Source organism: Serratia sp. LACPHL-BACT-2024-00286 (genome assembly GCF_043109535.1).
GTDB classification, from domain to species: domain Bacteria; phylum Pseudomonadota; class Gammaproteobacteria; order Enterobacterales; family Enterobacteriaceae; genus Serratia; species Serratia sarumanii.
In genome coordinates this window covers 137,073-150,794 of sequence record NZ_JBICNA010000007.1, presented here as the reverse complement: position 1 = coordinate 150,794, position 13,722 = coordinate 137,073, and the positions used below count along the sequence as shown (strand labels likewise).

At 59.6% G+C, this 13,722-nt stretch carries 10 protein-coding genes, 1 tRNA gene and 2 other RNA genes; 12 read left to right on the top strand and 1 reads right to left on the bottom strand.

The window, feature by feature from the left end:
• Window positions 1-13 precede the first annotated feature (13 nt).
• Entirely contained in the window at window positions 14-1,411 is a 1,398-nt protein-coding gene (locus ACF8MC_RS20420) for a carbohydrate porin (RefSeq protein WP_392423892.1), read from the top strand.
• Here ACF8MC_RS20420 and ACF8MC_RS20415 read toward each other — a convergent pair whose 3' ends face one another.
• Complete coding sequence (locus ACF8MC_RS20415) at window positions 1,412-2,011, bottom strand: HD domain-containing protein (RefSeq protein ID WP_033636604.1); 600 nt, start codon at window positions 2,009-2,011, stop codon at window positions 1,412-1,414.
• Window positions 2,012-2,108: 97 nt separating this feature from the next.
• Between ACF8MC_RS20415 and ACF8MC_RS20410 the strand changes: the two genes are divergently transcribed.
• From ACF8MC_RS20410 to dppA, 11 genes are all read left to right on the top strand, one after another.
• Window positions 2,109-2,573 carry a MarR family winged helix-turn-helix transcriptional regulator gene (locus tag ACF8MC_RS20410; RefSeq protein WP_033653991.1) on the top strand — a complete coding sequence of 155 codons (465 nt, stop codon included), beginning with the start codon at window positions 2,109-2,111 and terminating at the stop codon, window positions 2,571-2,573.
• Window positions 2,574-2,733: 160 nt separating this feature from the next.
• Window positions 2,734-3,159 carry an organic hydroperoxide resistance protein gene (locus tag ACF8MC_RS20405; protein ID WP_004934114.1) on the top strand — a complete coding sequence of 142 codons (426 nt, stop codon included), beginning with the start codon at window positions 2,734-2,736 and terminating at the stop codon, window positions 3,157-3,159.
• Window positions 3,160-3,385: 226 nt separating this feature from the next.
• Window positions 3,386-5,080, top strand: a complete 1,695-nt coding sequence (eptB, locus tag ACF8MC_RS20400) for a kdo(2)-lipid A phosphoethanolamine 7''-transferase (protein ID WP_033650007.1) — start codon at window positions 3,386-3,388, stop codon at window positions 5,078-5,080.
• Between the two features lie 124 nt (window positions 5,081-5,204).
• Window positions 5,205-5,795: a transcriptional regulator UhpA gene (gene uhpA / locus ACF8MC_RS20395; RefSeq protein ID WP_049235495.1), complete on the top strand. Its 591-nt coding sequence runs from the start codon at window positions 5,205-5,207 to the stop codon at window positions 5,793-5,795.
• Window positions 5,792-7,336, top strand: coding sequence for a signal transduction histidine-protein kinase/phosphatase UhpB (gene uhpB / locus ACF8MC_RS20390; RefSeq protein WP_164105465.1), 1,545 nt, complete (start codon window positions 5,792-5,794; stop codon window positions 7,334-7,336). Before uhpA ends, uhpB begins: the two co-directional genes overlap by 4 nt.
• A 95-nt stretch (window positions 7,337-7,431) precedes the next feature.
• Window positions 7,432-8,763 carry an MFS transporter gene (locus tag ACF8MC_RS20385; protein ID WP_041037243.1) on the top strand — a complete coding sequence of 444 codons (1,332 nt, stop codon included), beginning with the start codon at window positions 7,432-7,434 and terminating at the stop codon, window positions 8,761-8,763.
• Between the two features lie 120 nt (window positions 8,764-8,883).
• Window positions 8,884-8,960 (top strand) — tRNA-Pro (locus ACF8MC_RS20380).
• A 35-nt stretch (window positions 8,961-8,995) separates the two neighbouring features.
• Window positions 8,996-9,124, top strand: a non-coding RNA gene (locus ACF8MC_RS20375) — RtT sRNA.
• 36 nt (window positions 9,125-9,160) lie between these two features.
• Window positions 9,161-9,289: non-coding RNA, RtT sRNA (locus tag ACF8MC_RS20370), on the top strand.
• Window positions 9,290-9,713: 424 nt separating this feature from the next.
• The gene (locus ACF8MC_RS20365; protein WP_033653995.1) at window positions 9,714-11,405 is read left to right on the top strand and encodes a glycosyl hydrolase family 18 protein; all 1,692 of its coding nucleotides are present in this window, start codon (window positions 9,714-9,716) and stop codon (window positions 11,403-11,405) included.
• A 601-nt stretch (window positions 11,406-12,006) separates the two neighbouring features.
• A complete protein-coding gene (dppA, locus tag ACF8MC_RS20360) occupies window positions 12,007-13,614 on the top strand; it encodes a dipeptide ABC transporter periplasmic-binding protein DppA (protein ID WP_019452584.1) in 1,608 nt (535 codons plus the stop codon).
• Window positions 13,615-13,722: the final 108 nt, after the last annotated feature.

Below are 13,722 nucleotides of genomic sequence, written 5' to 3'. Positions count from 1 at the left end.
GAGAAATATAATAATGATGAAAAGCTTATTACCTCGTTCCATAACCCTGGCGGCGCTGGCGCTGCTCTGTAGCCAGGCGCAGGCGGAAACGCTGCAAACCGGCAAGGACGTCGAAGCCCCCACCGCCAAGTGGGAAGGGGTGGCGCTCGGCTTTGAACCGCCGCAGCCCGGGCTGTTGGGGGATATGCTGGGGATCAGGCCGATCCTGGAGGATCACGGTTTCCACTATAACCTCGGCTACCTCAGCCAGCTGTCGTATAACGCCGGCGGCGGTTACAACCACGATAAACAGGCGTCGTACATCGACCAATTCTCGCTGACCTTCAGCCAGGATTTGCAGGCGCTGACCGGCATTCCGGACGCGGCGATCGAAGGCAATATCGTCAACCGCAACCATGACAACAACCTGACCCGCGATCGCTTGCAGGATCCGCGCGTCGGCCTGACCGATCTGTCGCAGGAGAGCTTTGGCGGGCAGTCGATTACCCGCCTGGGCTGGCTGACCTTCAGCCGGTCCTTCCTCGATCGCCGGCTGCAGTGGCGCATCGGCATGATGAACAAGGTGCAGGATTTCGATCAGATCATCCCCTGCGATTTTCAGACGCTGACGCTGTGCGGCGGCAAGTCTGCCAACTCGTTGACCTGGTACAACTGGAACGTGCATTACTGGGGCACCACGCTGCAATACAAGCTGACCGACGGCCTGACCCTCAAGGGCGGCGTGATGGAGCAGAACCCGAGCGCCCCCAGCCGCAGCCACGCCTGGAGCTGGTCCACCAAGGGCAGCAAAGGCTTCCTGTTGCCGATGGAGCTGGAGCTGAAAACCCACGCCGTCAACCAGCTGCCGGGGGTGTATAACCTGGGCGTGCTGTTCACCAACGCGCGCCAGAGCGATCTTTATGAAGGGGTGTCCGGTGGGCCGGGCGCCAGCGATCCGCAGGGCTATCGCAGCCACGATCGCACCTGGTTCCTGTATACCGGTTTTAACCAGCAGGTGACGCGCCATGCGGATGACGTCAACCGCGGTCTGAGCGTGTTTTACAGCCTGGGGCTGGGGGATCAGCGCAGCAACTACCTGCACTGGTCTACCTCGACCGGCATTCGCTATCGCGGGCTGTTCGATGCGCGGCCGGACGACTGGCTGGGGCTGGGCGTCTCGGTGGTGAAGCTGAGCGACCGCTACAAAGATAATCAGCGTTATCTCAACCAAATCAACGGCGTCAGCGATTATCACGATCCGAGCTACCGGCCGGTGCCGGGCCACTCGGTGACGGCGGAGCTCTATTATCGCGTGAACGTCACGCCGTGGTTGCAGCTGCAGCCGGGCCTGCAGTACTGGCATCACCCGGCGGGCGTCAGCGAGACGCAGGACGCCTGGGTGACGGCGTTGAAAACGGTGGTGACCTTCTGATCAGGCCGCATCGCTCTCGCGGTAGCGCCGGCGGGCGTGTTCGAACCAGCTGGCGGGCACGTTGTGCGGCGGCTGCTGCAAGCGGAGCAGCCCTTGCTCAACGATATGGCTGGCCTGGCGCCACAGCGTCGGGTCGCCTTCGGTCAGCACCTCCAGCAGACGCTGTTTCTCGATCAGGTAGGTCTGAGCGAAGTGGCTGTCATAGTCCAGCAGCGAGCGGGTGTTGTCGATCAGATCCGCCAGCTTGATGGTTTTGGCCTGCGGCGATGCGCCGGCGCTGTGGCGCCGATCGCGGTTTTTGCGCTCGAAGCGGTTGCCGTCCTCGGCGCGGCTGACGTTGGTTAGCATCCGCACCAGCTCCGCCACCTTCGGCCCGAAGTGGCTTTCGATATCGCCGAGGGTAGTGGGCGTGTCTTCCACCGTGTCATGCAGCCAGGCGGCCGCCAGCATCTCTTCGGTGTGCGGCACGCTGCGCACCAGTTCCATCACCGCCTGTGGGTGGACGATGTACGGATCGTCGGTGTATTTGCGGCGCTGATCAATGGCCGCATGCGCCTTGGTGGCGTAGCGGCGCGCGCGTTCTACAAGCGTGTTCGTCATTTCCTTTCCCTCCGAGCATCCTCTGCATAAAAAAAAGGTAGCATACCTCAAAAGAAATAGCTTGCGATTACATCGTGCGCTATCTATATTCAGACACATGAAAAGCACCGATACCGAACAACCCCTCGCGAAGAATCTGCTGCAGCTCGATCAGCAGCTCTGTTTCGCGCTGTACTCCGCCAACCTGGCGCTGCACAAAGTCTACCGCAAGCTGTTGAATCAGCTCGAACTCACCTACCCGCAATACCTGGTGATGATGGTGCTGTGGGAGCGCGATCGGGTGACGGTATCGGATATCGGCGAGCGGCTGTTCCTCGATTCCGCCACGCTGACGCCGCTGCTGAAGCGGTTGGAAACCGCCGGTTTGCTGGTGCGTTATCGCGCCACCGCCGACGAGCGGCAGGTGATCATTGCACTCACCGAAGCCGGCCGCGCGCTGCGCGAGCGGGCGCAATCGGTGCCCGAGGCGGTGATGTGCGCCACCGACTGCAGCCTGGACGAGATCGTCTCGCTCAAACAGCAGCTGGAAAAGCTGCGCGGCAGCCTGATCGATCAGATTTGACCCGCCGCCGCCGGACGCAAGAACGGCAGGGGTGGTCTACACTGGTTAATAAGCGTCAAAAATAAGTAGTGCGCGATTTAATCGCAAAAGATAAATATGTGACCGGCTTTACCTCGTGGAAGCCGTAGTCATCTCGCCAACCAGCAAGAAGGAATGAACGATGTCTATTGAGAAAGTGGTTTACCGCGCTCACGCCACCGCAACCGGCGGCCGCGACGGCCGTGCGACCTCCTCCGACGGCGTGTTGGACGTGAAACTGGGCGTGCCGAAAGAGATGGGCGGCGCCGGCGGCGAAGTCACCAACCCCGAGCAGCTGTTCGCCGCCGGTTACTCGGCCTGCTTCCTCGGCGCGTTGAAGTTTGTCGCGGCGAAAGAAAAGGTCAAAATCCCGGCCGAAGCGAAGATCGACGGCACCGTCGGCATCGGTGAAATCCCGAACGGCTTCGGCATCGAAGTGCAGCTGGATATCTCGCTGCCGGGCATCGAGCGCAGCGTGGCGGAGGATTTGGTGAAAAAGGCGCACGTGGTGTGCCCATACTCCAACGCCACCCGCGGAAATATCGATGTGACTCTGAACGTTAAGTAAGATTTTTATCCTTATCGCGAAAAAAATGGAGGGTTTGACCCTCCATTTTCTTATCTGCCCCGCTTGAAAGCCGTTTGCAAAAAGCGTAAAAATTGCCCGTTTTGTGAGAATTCTCTTGATTATTACCCGCAAAATAACGCTTATTGCCGGTTGGCTGAACCAGAAGCCCTAATAAGTGTCTGACTGATCCAGAACCGCTACACCGTCCCCGGAGCCACCGCGTTACATGAACAAAGTTAAATCGCTATCACAGCAGAATTTATCGTTATTGTTAGCGATCTATATCGGCATATTTCTCAACCTGTCCGTTTTTTATCGTCGTTTTGATTCGCTGGCGCACGGCATTCAGGGGATTAAGGTGATTTCGGCGGTGACGGAAGTCATCGCTATCGTCCTGTTCACGTTCTTCATCATGCGGCTGGTATCGCTCGGCGGCCGGCTGTTTTATCGCATCGTCGCTTCGCTGCTGGTGTTGATTTCGGTTGCCGCCAGCTACTACATGACGTTTTTCAACGTGGTGATCGGCTACGGCATCGTGGTGTCGGTGATGACCACCGACATCGATCTGTCGAAAGAGGTGGTCGGCCTGCACTTCGTGCTGTGGATGGTGGCGCTCAGCGCCTTGCCGCTGCTGCTGATCTGGAAAAACAGCCTGCGTTACACCCTGATAGAACAGCTGAAAACCCCCGGTCATCGCATCAAGCCGCTGCTGGTCTTGCTGGCGGTGGTGGCGCTGGTCTGGCTGCCGCTGCGCATGCTGGACGACGAGCAGAGCGTGCAAGAGAAGCTCTCCAACGTCGATCTGCCGAGCTACGGCGGCGTGGTGGCGCACTCGTATCTGCCGTCCAACTGGCTGTCGGCGCTGGGGTTGTTTGCCTATACCCGCTATGACGAAAGCCAGGATCAGAGCACGATGTTCGATCCGGGCAAACACTTCACCTACGTACCGCCGGCGGATATCGACGACACCTACGTGGTGTTCATCATCGGCGAGACCACGCGCTGGGACCACATGGGCATGCTGGGCTATGAGCGCGATACCACGCCGCGGCTGTCTAAAGAGAAGAATCTGGTGGCGTTTCGCGGCGAGTCGTGCGACACCTCCACCAAGCTGTCGCTGCGCTGTATGTTCGTGCGCGAAGGCGGCACCGAAGACAACCCGCAGCGCACGCTGAAAGAGCAGAACGTGTTCGCGGTACTGAAGGATCTGGGCTTCTCTTCCGAGCTGTTCGCCATGCAGAGCGAGGTGTGGTTCTACAACAACACCGAGGTGAACAACTATTCGTTCCGCGAGATGATCGCTTCCGAGAAGCGCAACGACGGCAAGGCGGTCGACGATATGCTGTTGGTGGACGAAATGAAGGAGTCGCTGGCGCGCTATCCGAAGGGCAAACACCTGGTGATCCTGCATACCAAAGGCTCGCACTACCTGTACTCGCAGCGTTATCCGCGCAGCTATGCGCGCTATCAGCCGGAGTGCATGGGGGTGGACGATTCCTGCACCAAGGCGCAGCTGATCAACGCCTTCGACAATACCGTGCTGTATACCGACAGCTTTATCGCCAATGTGATAGACCAGGTGCGCGACAAGAAGGCCATCGTGTTCTATGCCGCCGATCACGGCGAATCGATCGGTGAAAACACGCACCTGCACGGTACGCCGCGCGAGATGGCGCCGCCGGAGCAGTTCCGCGTGCCGATGATCGTATGGGCGTCGGACAAATTCCTTGAGAACCCGCAGCACCTCAGCGCCTTTGAGCAGCTGCAGGCGCAGCAGCGCATCGGCAAAACGCATCGCCACGTCGAGCTGTTTGACACCATCCTCGGCTGCCTCGGCTACACGTCTCCCGATGGCGGCATCGTGGATAAAAACAACTGGTGCCATCTGCCGCAGGATAAAACGGCGCCCGCTAGCCTGTAATCCCGCCCGCCGGGTGCCTGCCTTGCGCACCCGGCAATTTCACCCAATACATTCTCTTCATCAATTATTCCGGTGTGTGCATACGGTATACTTGCGCACTTCCCCCTGTTAACCGGAGATTTCCATGACCCTGCGCGTGGCGTTTATCGACGATCATGACATTGTGCGTTCGGGCTTCGTGCAGCTGCTGTCGCTGGAGGCCGATATTCAGGTGGTGGGCGAGTTCAGCAGCGCAGCGCAGGCGCGCGCCGGCCTGCCGGGGCTGGAGGTGGACGTTTGCATCTGCGACATTTCGATGCCGGACGGCAGCGGGCTGGATCTGTTGGCGGACATTCCCTCCGGCATCCGCGTGGTGATGCTGTCGATGCACGATAACCCGGCGCTGGTGGAAATGGCGCTGGATCGCGGCGCCGGCGGCTTTCTCTCCAAGCGCTGCAAGCCGGAAGATTTGATCACCGCGGTGCGCACCGTCGCCGGCGGCGGCGTTTACCTGATGCCGGAAATCGCGCAGCAGCTGGCGCGGGTGAGGGTCGATCCGTTGACCCGCCGCGAGCGCGAGATCGCGCTGTTGCTGGCGCAGGGCCAGGAGGTGCGCGAGATCGCCGCCGCCTTGGGGCTGTCGCCGAAGACGGTGCATGTGCATCGCGCCAATTTGTTCGCCAAGTTGGGCATCAACAACAACGTCGAGCTGGCCAGACGGATGCTGAACCTGTGACGCAGCGCCTGATCACCCAGCTGGCGCTGTTTTTCATCTACGCCGCCAGCGCGTTTTGCCTGTGGGGCATCGGCACCGCGCTGATCGACCCGCCCTGGCAGGCGCTGCTGCTGTTCCCGTTCGGCCTGCGCATGGGTATTTTGCTGCAGAGCCCGTACCGTTTCTGGCCGGGGATCCTGCTGGCCGACCTGCTGCTGATGGCGCTGCTGGCGGACCAGTTCGGTTACGGCCCGGCGCTGTGGGCGTCGGTGGCGGTGCTGGTGTTGACGGTGCTGCTCAGCCTGCTGGCCTCGCCGTGGCTGTTGCGCCATCAGCAGAGCGACAGCGAATGGCGCTGGCCACTGTTGCAGGGCGCGGTGGTGGGCGCCGCCGCCTTGCTGCAGGCGCTGGTGTGGCAGCTGGTGAGCGGTGAAGGCGCCCGCGCGCTGCTGCTCGGCCTGACTGGCGGTTTCACCATCGCACCGACCTGCCTGCTGTTGTGGCACTATCTGGCGCGCCAAATCTGGGTGCCGCTGGAGCCGGGGCTGATCCACAAGCCGGTGGAGCTGCGTCTGGGCCATCTGGCCAGCTACCTGCTGCTGTTTGCGTTCAGCATCTGGCTGCAGCAGCAGGTGAACGCCGCCGAGCTGCGGCGCTTTGCGCCTTTCTGCCTGGCCATTCCTATCGTGTTCATGTCTTACCGCTACGGCTGGCAGGGCGCGCTGTTGGCGACGCTGCTCAACGGCGTGGCGCTGATGGTCAACGAGCCGCCGCAGCCGGAGTCGCACCGCGATCTGCTGTTGTCGCTGCTGGCCCAAAGCCTGACCGGGCTGCTGCTGGGCGCCGGCATTCAGCGCCAGCGCGAGCTGAATCAGCAACTGCGGCTGCGGCTGGCGGAGAACCGCCAGCTGGCGCGGGCGCTGGTGACGGCGGAGGAGCAAACCCGGCGCGAGGTGGCGCGTGAGCTGCACGATGAAGTGGGGCAGACCATCACCGTGATTCGCACCCAGGCCAGCATCGTCAAACGCCTGGCGCCGGAGCCGGCGGTGGTCGGCTGCGCCGACGCCATCGATGCGTTGGCGCTGCGGGTCTACGACGGGGTGCATGATGTGCTGACTCAGCTGTGGCCGGCGGCGCTGAACAACCTGCCGCTGTCGGCGGCGGTGGCGGCGATGCTGCGGGAGTCGCTGCCGCAGGACGCGTCGCTGGTGAGCAGCCTGCAGTGGCAGGTGCCGGACGAGCTGCTGGATGAAACGCTGAAAATCACGCTGTACCGGGTGTGCCAGGAAGGGGTGACCAATGTGTGCCGCCACGCCGGCGCCAGCCGCCTGGAGCTGGATGCGCGCCTGCAGCCGCGCAAAGGCGCCGCGCCGCAGATCGCCCTGACCATCCGCGACAACGGGGTGGGCTTCGATGAGGAAAACCATCAGCCGGGCTATGGCCTGCGCGGCATGCAGGAGCGCATCAGCGCCCTCGGCGGCAGCCTGCGGTTCACCGATGAGGGGGGCGCCTGTTTGAGTGTGATCTTGCCCACAGTTTCGCCGGCGCAAACGCAAAACTAGGAAAAACTCCTAACCGCGTCGGGAATCCGGCGTAAGCCTCCCGCGCGCGCGCGGAGCATCATAGCGGCACTTTATTCAATCCTCTGAGGTTCCACATGTGGTCTTTCCTTAAAAGCCGCCCGGACGCGCCGCAGGTCACCGATCAACGGCAGATCGACGCCAGCTACAAATACTGGCGCATCCAGCTGATGTGCACCATGTACATCGGCTACGCCGCGTTTTACTTCACGCGCAAAAGTTTCAACTTCATCATGCCGGCGATGCTGAGCGATCTGGGCCTGACGATGTCCGACGTCGGCATCCTCGGCACGCTGTTCTACATCACCTACGGCTGCTCGAAATTCATTTCCGGCATGATCAGCGATCGCTCCAACCCGCGTTACTTTATGGGGCTGGGCCTGATCATGACCGGGGTGCTGAATATCTTCTTCGGCCTCAGTTCGTCGCTGCTGATGCTGGGCACGCTGTGGATCCTCAACGCCTTCTTCCAGGGCTGGGGCTGGCCGCCGTGCTCCAAAATCCTCACCAGCTGGTATTCGCGCTCCGAGCGCGGTGGCTGGTGGGCGATCTGGAACACCTCGCACAACGTCGGCGGCGCGCTGATCCCGCTGCTGGTGGGCTTTATCTCGCTGCACTTCAGCTGGCGTTACGGCATGATCATCCCCGGTATCATCGGCGTGGTGCTTGGCCTGCTGATGTGCTGGCGCCTGCGCGACAAGCCATCCACCCTGGGGCTGCCGAGCGTCGGCAAATGGCGCAACGACGCCATGGAGCTGGTGCAGGAATCGGAAGGCCAGGGGCTGAGCAACCGCGAGATCATCAAACGCTACGTGCTGACCAACAAGTACATCTGGCTGCTGGCGGTCTCTTACGTGCTGGTGTACATCGTGCGCACCGCGATCAACGATTGGGGCAACCTCTACCTGACGCAGGAAAAGGGCTATTCGCTGATGACCGCCAACTCGGCCATCTCGCTGTTTGAAGTGGGCGGCTTTATCGGTTCGCTGGTGGCCGGTTGGGGTTCCGACAAGTTGTTCCGCGGCAACCGCGGCCCGATGAACCTGATCTTCGCCATCGGTATCTTCCTGTCGGTGGCGGCGCTGTGGCTGATGCCGGGCGTGACCTACCTGCTGCAGGCCTGCTGCTTCTTCGCCATCGGTTTCTTCATCTTCGGCCCGCAGATGCTGATCGGCATGGCGGCGGCGGAGTGCTCGCACAAGGATGCGGCGGGCGCGGCGACCGGTTTTGTCGGCCTGTTCGCCTACCTGGGCGCGGCGCTGTCCGGCTACCCGATCGCGCGGGTGATGGAGATCTGGCACTGGAACGGCTTCTTCGTGGTGATTTCCATCGCCGCCTGCCTGTCGGCGCTGTTCCTGCTGCCGTTCCTGCGCGCGCAGACGCCGGCGCTGAAACCGGCCAAAGCCTGAGCAAAATACGCTGCGCAGCCCCCGGCGCAGCGCATTATGGCGCTTTTATCACCACTTGAAATGCAGGGGCAAAAAAGTGATTGACGCCTATAACCGCCAGCAGTAAGATGCGCCCCGCATCGGCGAGTAGCGCAGCTTGGTAGCGCAACTGGTTTGGGACCAGTGGGTCGGAGGTTCGAATCCTCTCTCGCCGACCACCATTCGAAAAACCTGCTTTTAAAGCAGGTTTTTTTTCGCCTGTCGTTTATGAGGATGAGCACCTCCGCAGGAGGTTCGAGCCTCGCGAAGCGAGACAGCGTTGCTTTGGCAACGGCCCGCAGGGCGCGCATCAACGATGCGCGTAATCCTCTCTCGCCGACCACCATTCGAAAAACCTGCTTTTTAAAGCAGGTTTTTTTTCGCCCGTCGTTTATGAGGATGAGCACCTCCGCGGGAGGTTCGAGCCTCGCGAAGCGAGACAACGTTGCTTTGGCAACGGCCCGCAGGGCGCGCATCAACGATGCGCGTAATCCTCTCTCGCCGACCACCATTCGAAAAACCTGCTTTTTAAAGCAGGTTTTTTTTCGCCTGCGGTTTATGAGGATGAGTACCTCCACCGATATGGCCGGCTTCGCTTTATGGCGTGCCTCAATCTACCGTCCTCGTGAAATATATTTATCCTTTACGCTTAATTAATTCACACTCCTTATTCCCTTTAGGTTCTTATTTCCATATTTAAATAAATTCATGCTTGCCGAATAAAACCCGGTTGATAGCGCTCTTGTTTTCACGCTTTTTTTACCTATAGTCTGAATGGACAACGCGGGATGTATTATTCCCGCCGCGTGGAAAATACCGTGATTATTTATTAACGTTAATCTTCGTGGATTATTGCGGAATCATTTCGCTCCGGCAATGCGTGGCGACGATTAACTCTTTTATGTTTATCCTCTCGGAATAAGGAATCAGTTATGCGCAAATTTAATAAACCGCTGTTGGCGCTGGTGATCGGCAGCACGCTGTGTTCCGCGGCGCAGGCCGCCGCGCCGGGCAAGCCGACCATCGCCTGGGGCAACACCAAGTTCGCCATCGTCGAAGTCGATCAGGCGGCCACCGCTTATAATAATCTGGTGAAGGTAAAAAATGCCGCCGACGTTTCGGTCTCCTGGAATTTATGGAATGGCGACACCGGTACGACGGCAAAAATTTTATTGAATGGCAAAGAGGCGTGGAGCGGCCCTTCAACCGGCGCTTCCGGTACGGCGAATTTTAAAGTGAATAAAGGCGGCCGTTATCAAATGCAGGTGGCGTTATGCAATGCCGACGGCTGCACCGCCAGCGACGCCACCGAAATTGTGGTGGCCGACACCGACGGCAGCCATTTGGCGCCGTTGAAAGAGCCGCTGCTGGAAAAGAATAAACCCTATAAACAGAATTCCGGCAAAGTGGTCGGCTCTTATTTCGTCGAGTGGGGCGTTTACGGGCGCAATTTCACCGTCGATAAGATCCCGGCGCAGAACCTGACCCATCTGCTGTACGGCTTTATCCCGATCTGCGGCGGCAACGGCATCAACGACAGCCTGAAAGAGATCGAAGGCAGCTTCCAGGCGTTGCAGCGCTCCTGCCAGGGCCGCGAGGACTTCAAAGTCTCGATCCACGATCCGTTCGCCGCGCTGCAAAAAGCGCAGAAGGGCGTGACCGCCTGGGATGACCCCTACAAGGGCAACTTCGGCCAGCTGATGGCGCTGAAGCAGGCGCATCCTGACCTGAAAATCCTGCCGTCGATCGGCGGCTGGACGCTGTCCGACCCGTTCTTCTTTATGGGCGACAAGGTGAAGCGCGATCGCTTCGTCGGTTCGGTGAAAGAGTTCCTGCAGACCTGGAAGTTCTTCGATGGCGTGGATATCGACTGGGAGTTCCCGGGCGGCAACGGCGCCAACCCGAACCTGGGCAGCCCGCAAGACGGGGAGACCTATGTGCTGTTGATGAAGGAGTTGCGGGCGATGCTGGATCAGCTGTCGGCGGAAACCGGCCGCAAGTATGAGCTGACCTCCGCCATCAGCGCCGGCAAGGACAAGATCGACAAGGTGGCTTACAACGTCGCGCAGAACTCGATGGATCACATCTTCCTGATGAGCTACGACTTCTACGGCGCCTTCGATCTGAAAAACCTGGGGCATCAGACCGCGCTGAATGCGCCGGCCTGGAAACCGGACACCGCCTACACCACGGTGAACGGCGTCAATGCGCTGCTGGCGCAGGGCGTCAAGCCGGGCAAGATCGTGGTCGGCACCGCCATGTATGGCCGCGGCTGGACCGGGGTGAACGGCTACCAGAACAACATTCCGTTCACCGGCACCGCCACCGGGCCGGTTAAAGGCACCTGGGAGAACGGCATCGTGGACTACCGCCAAATCGCCAGCCAGTTCATGAGCGGCGATTGGCAGTACACCTACGACGCCACGGCGGAAGCGCCTTACGTGTTCAAACCTTCCACCGGCGATCTGATCACCTTCGACGATGCCCGCTCGGTGCAGGCCAAAGGCAAGTACGTGTTGGATAAGCAGTTGGGCGGCCTGTTCTCCTGGGAGATCGACGCGGACAACGGCGATATTCTCAACAGCATGAACGCCAGCCTGGGCAACAGCGCCGGCGTTCAATAATCGGTTGCAGTGCGTTGCCGGGGGATATCCTTTCGCCCCCGGCTTTTTCGCCGCCGAAAGTTTTTTTACGCCGCACAGATTGTGGGCCTGCCCGGCGCAAAACGCGCTCATCGGACTCACCCTTTTGGGTAATCCCTCAGCATTTCCTCCTGTCTTTAACGGCGATCACAAAAATAACCGTTCAGATATTCATCATTCAGCAACAAAGTTTTGGCGTTTTTTAACGGAGTTAAAAACCAGTAAGTTTGTGAGGGTCAGACCAATGCGCTGAAAATGTCCGCTTAGCATAAATTTTCATGCTGGAAGTGTTAACAAAAGGTTTTTTTTATGTTTGTTTGCTGTTTCTCACAGTCTGCGTAAATCCCCACTGGTTATATTGACGACACCCCAAACAGTTGGCAACTTGATAGCCTCAGGGGTAAGAGCGAGAGTTGTTTGAGTGAATTCCACGCGCTCAGACGTCCCCGCCGCGATGCGTTCCATCCGGCATTCTCTCCTCATACACCTTCTGCCTTCGGGCGCCGATCGCACAGGCCACGCAATAAAAAATACAGGTCTGGCGGCAATGACACACATCACATCACACAATGGAGCACTAACGATGACACGTTCCTTGGGTAAATCGGGGGTTCTGAAATTCGGCATTGGGCTGATCGCGCTGACCGTGGCGGCCAGCGTACAGGCCAAGACGTTGGTTTACTGTTCTGAAGGTTCCCCGGAAGGGTTCAACCCGCAGCTGTTTACCTCCGGCACCACCTACGACGCCAGCTCGGTACCGATCTACAACCGCCTGGTCGAATTCAAAATCGGCACCACCGAACTGCAGCCGGGCCTGGCTGAGAAGTGGGACGTCAGCGAAGACGGCAAAACCTACACCTTCCACCTGCGCAAAGGCGTGAAGTGGCAGAGCAGCAAAGACTTCAAACCGACGCGCGATTTCAACGCCGACGACGTGGTGTTCTCCTTTGAACGCCAGTTGGATGCGAACAACGCCTATCACAAAGTGTCCGGCGGCAGCTACGAATACTTTGAAGGCATGGACATGCCTAAGCTGATCGCCAAGATTGAAAAAGTGGACGACAACACCGTGCGCTTCGTGCTGAACCGCCCGGAAGCGCCGTTCCTGGCTGACCTGGGTATGGACTTCGCGTCCATCCTGTCCGCCGAATACGCCGACGTGATGATGAAAGCCGGCACGCCGGAGAAGGTCGACCTGAACCCGATCGGCACCGGCCCGTTCCAGCTGCTGCAATACCAGAAAGACTCCAAGATCCTGTACAAGGCATTCGACGGTTTCTGGGGCACCAAGCCGAAGATCGATCGCCTGGTGTTCTCCATCACGCCTGACGCCTCCGTGCGCTACGCCAAACTGCAGAAAAACGAATGTCAGGTGATGCCGTACCCGAACCCGGCCGATATCGCCCGCATGAAGCAAGACAAGTCCATCAACCTGATGGAGCAGCCGGGCCTGAACGTGGGCTACCTGTCGTTCAACGTCGAGAAAAAACCGCTGGATAACCTGAAGGTGCGTCAGGCGTTGACCATGGCGGTCAACAAGCAGGCGATCATCGATGCGGTTTATCAGGGCGCGGGCCAGGCGGCCAAGAACCTGATCCCGCCGACCATGTGGGGCTATAACGACGCGGTGCAGGATTACGCTTACGATCCGGCCAAGGCGAAAGAGCTGCTGAAAGAAGCGGGTATGGCCGACGGTTTCAGCATCGACCTGTGGGCGATGCCGGTACAGCGTCCTTACAACCCGAACGCGCGCCGCATGGCGGAAATGATCCAGGCCGACTGGGCCAAGATCGGCGTGAAAGCCAAAATCGTGACCTATGAGTGGGGTGAATACCTCAAGCGCGCCAAAGCGGGCGAGCACCAGACGGTGATGATGGGCTGGACCGGCGACAACGGGGATCCGGACAACTTCTTCGCCACGCTGTTCAGCTGCGCGGCGGCGAAAGACGGCTCCAACTACTCCCGCTGGTGCTACAAGCCGTTTGAAGATCTGATTCAACCGGCGCGCGCCGAATCCAACCACGACAAGCGCATCGAACTGTACAAGCAGGCGCAGGTGGTGATGCACGATCAGGCTCCGGCGCTGATTGTCGCACACTCCACCGTGTACGAGCCTGTGCGTAAGGAAGTGAAAGGCTACGTCGTGGATCCACTCGGTAAGCATCACTTCGAGAATGTCTCTGTAGACTGATTTCGACCGCTTTACCGGAGACGCACGAATGGACTTGCAGGGGCGCAACAGGTTTGCGCCCCTGCTGACCAGTCTCCGGCGTATGGCCGTCGAATCGTTCAAAGGCAT

What these genes read in the sequence shown, in the direction of transcription:
- ACF8MC_RS20420 (WP_392423892.1), top strand. Translation starts at nt 14, where the DNA reads ATGATGAAAAGCTTATTACCTCGTTCCATAACCCTGGCGGCGCTGGCG.
- ACF8MC_RS20415 (WP_033636604.1), bottom strand. Translation starts at nt 2,011, where the DNA reads ATGACGAACACGCTTGTAGAACGCGCGCGCCGCTACGCCACCAAGGCG.
- ACF8MC_RS20410 (WP_033653991.1), top strand. Translation starts at nt 2,109, where the DNA reads ATGAAAAGCACCGATACCGAACAACCCCTCGCGAAGAATCTGCTGCAG.
- ACF8MC_RS20405 (WP_004934114.1), top strand. Translation starts at nt 2,734, where the DNA reads ATGTCTATTGAGAAAGTGGTTTACCGCGCTCACGCCACCGCAACCGGC.
- eptB (WP_033650007.1), top strand. Translation starts at nt 3,386, where the DNA reads ATGAACAAAGTTAAATCGCTATCACAGCAGAATTTATCGTTATTGTTA.
- uhpA (WP_049235495.1), top strand. Translation starts at nt 5,205, where the DNA reads ATGACCCTGCGCGTGGCGTTTATCGACGATCATGACATTGTGCGTTCG.
- ACF8MC_RS20385 (WP_041037243.1), top strand. Translation starts at nt 7,432, where the DNA reads ATGTGGTCTTTCCTTAAAAGCCGCCCGGACGCGCCGCAGGTCACCGAT.
- ACF8MC_RS20365 (WP_033653995.1), top strand. Translation starts at nt 9,714, where the DNA reads ATGCGCAAATTTAATAAACCGCTGTTGGCGCTGGTGATCGGCAGCACG.
- dppA (WP_019452584.1), top strand. Translation starts at nt 12,007, where the DNA reads ATGACACGTTCCTTGGGTAAATCGGGGGTTCTGAAATTCGGCATTGGG.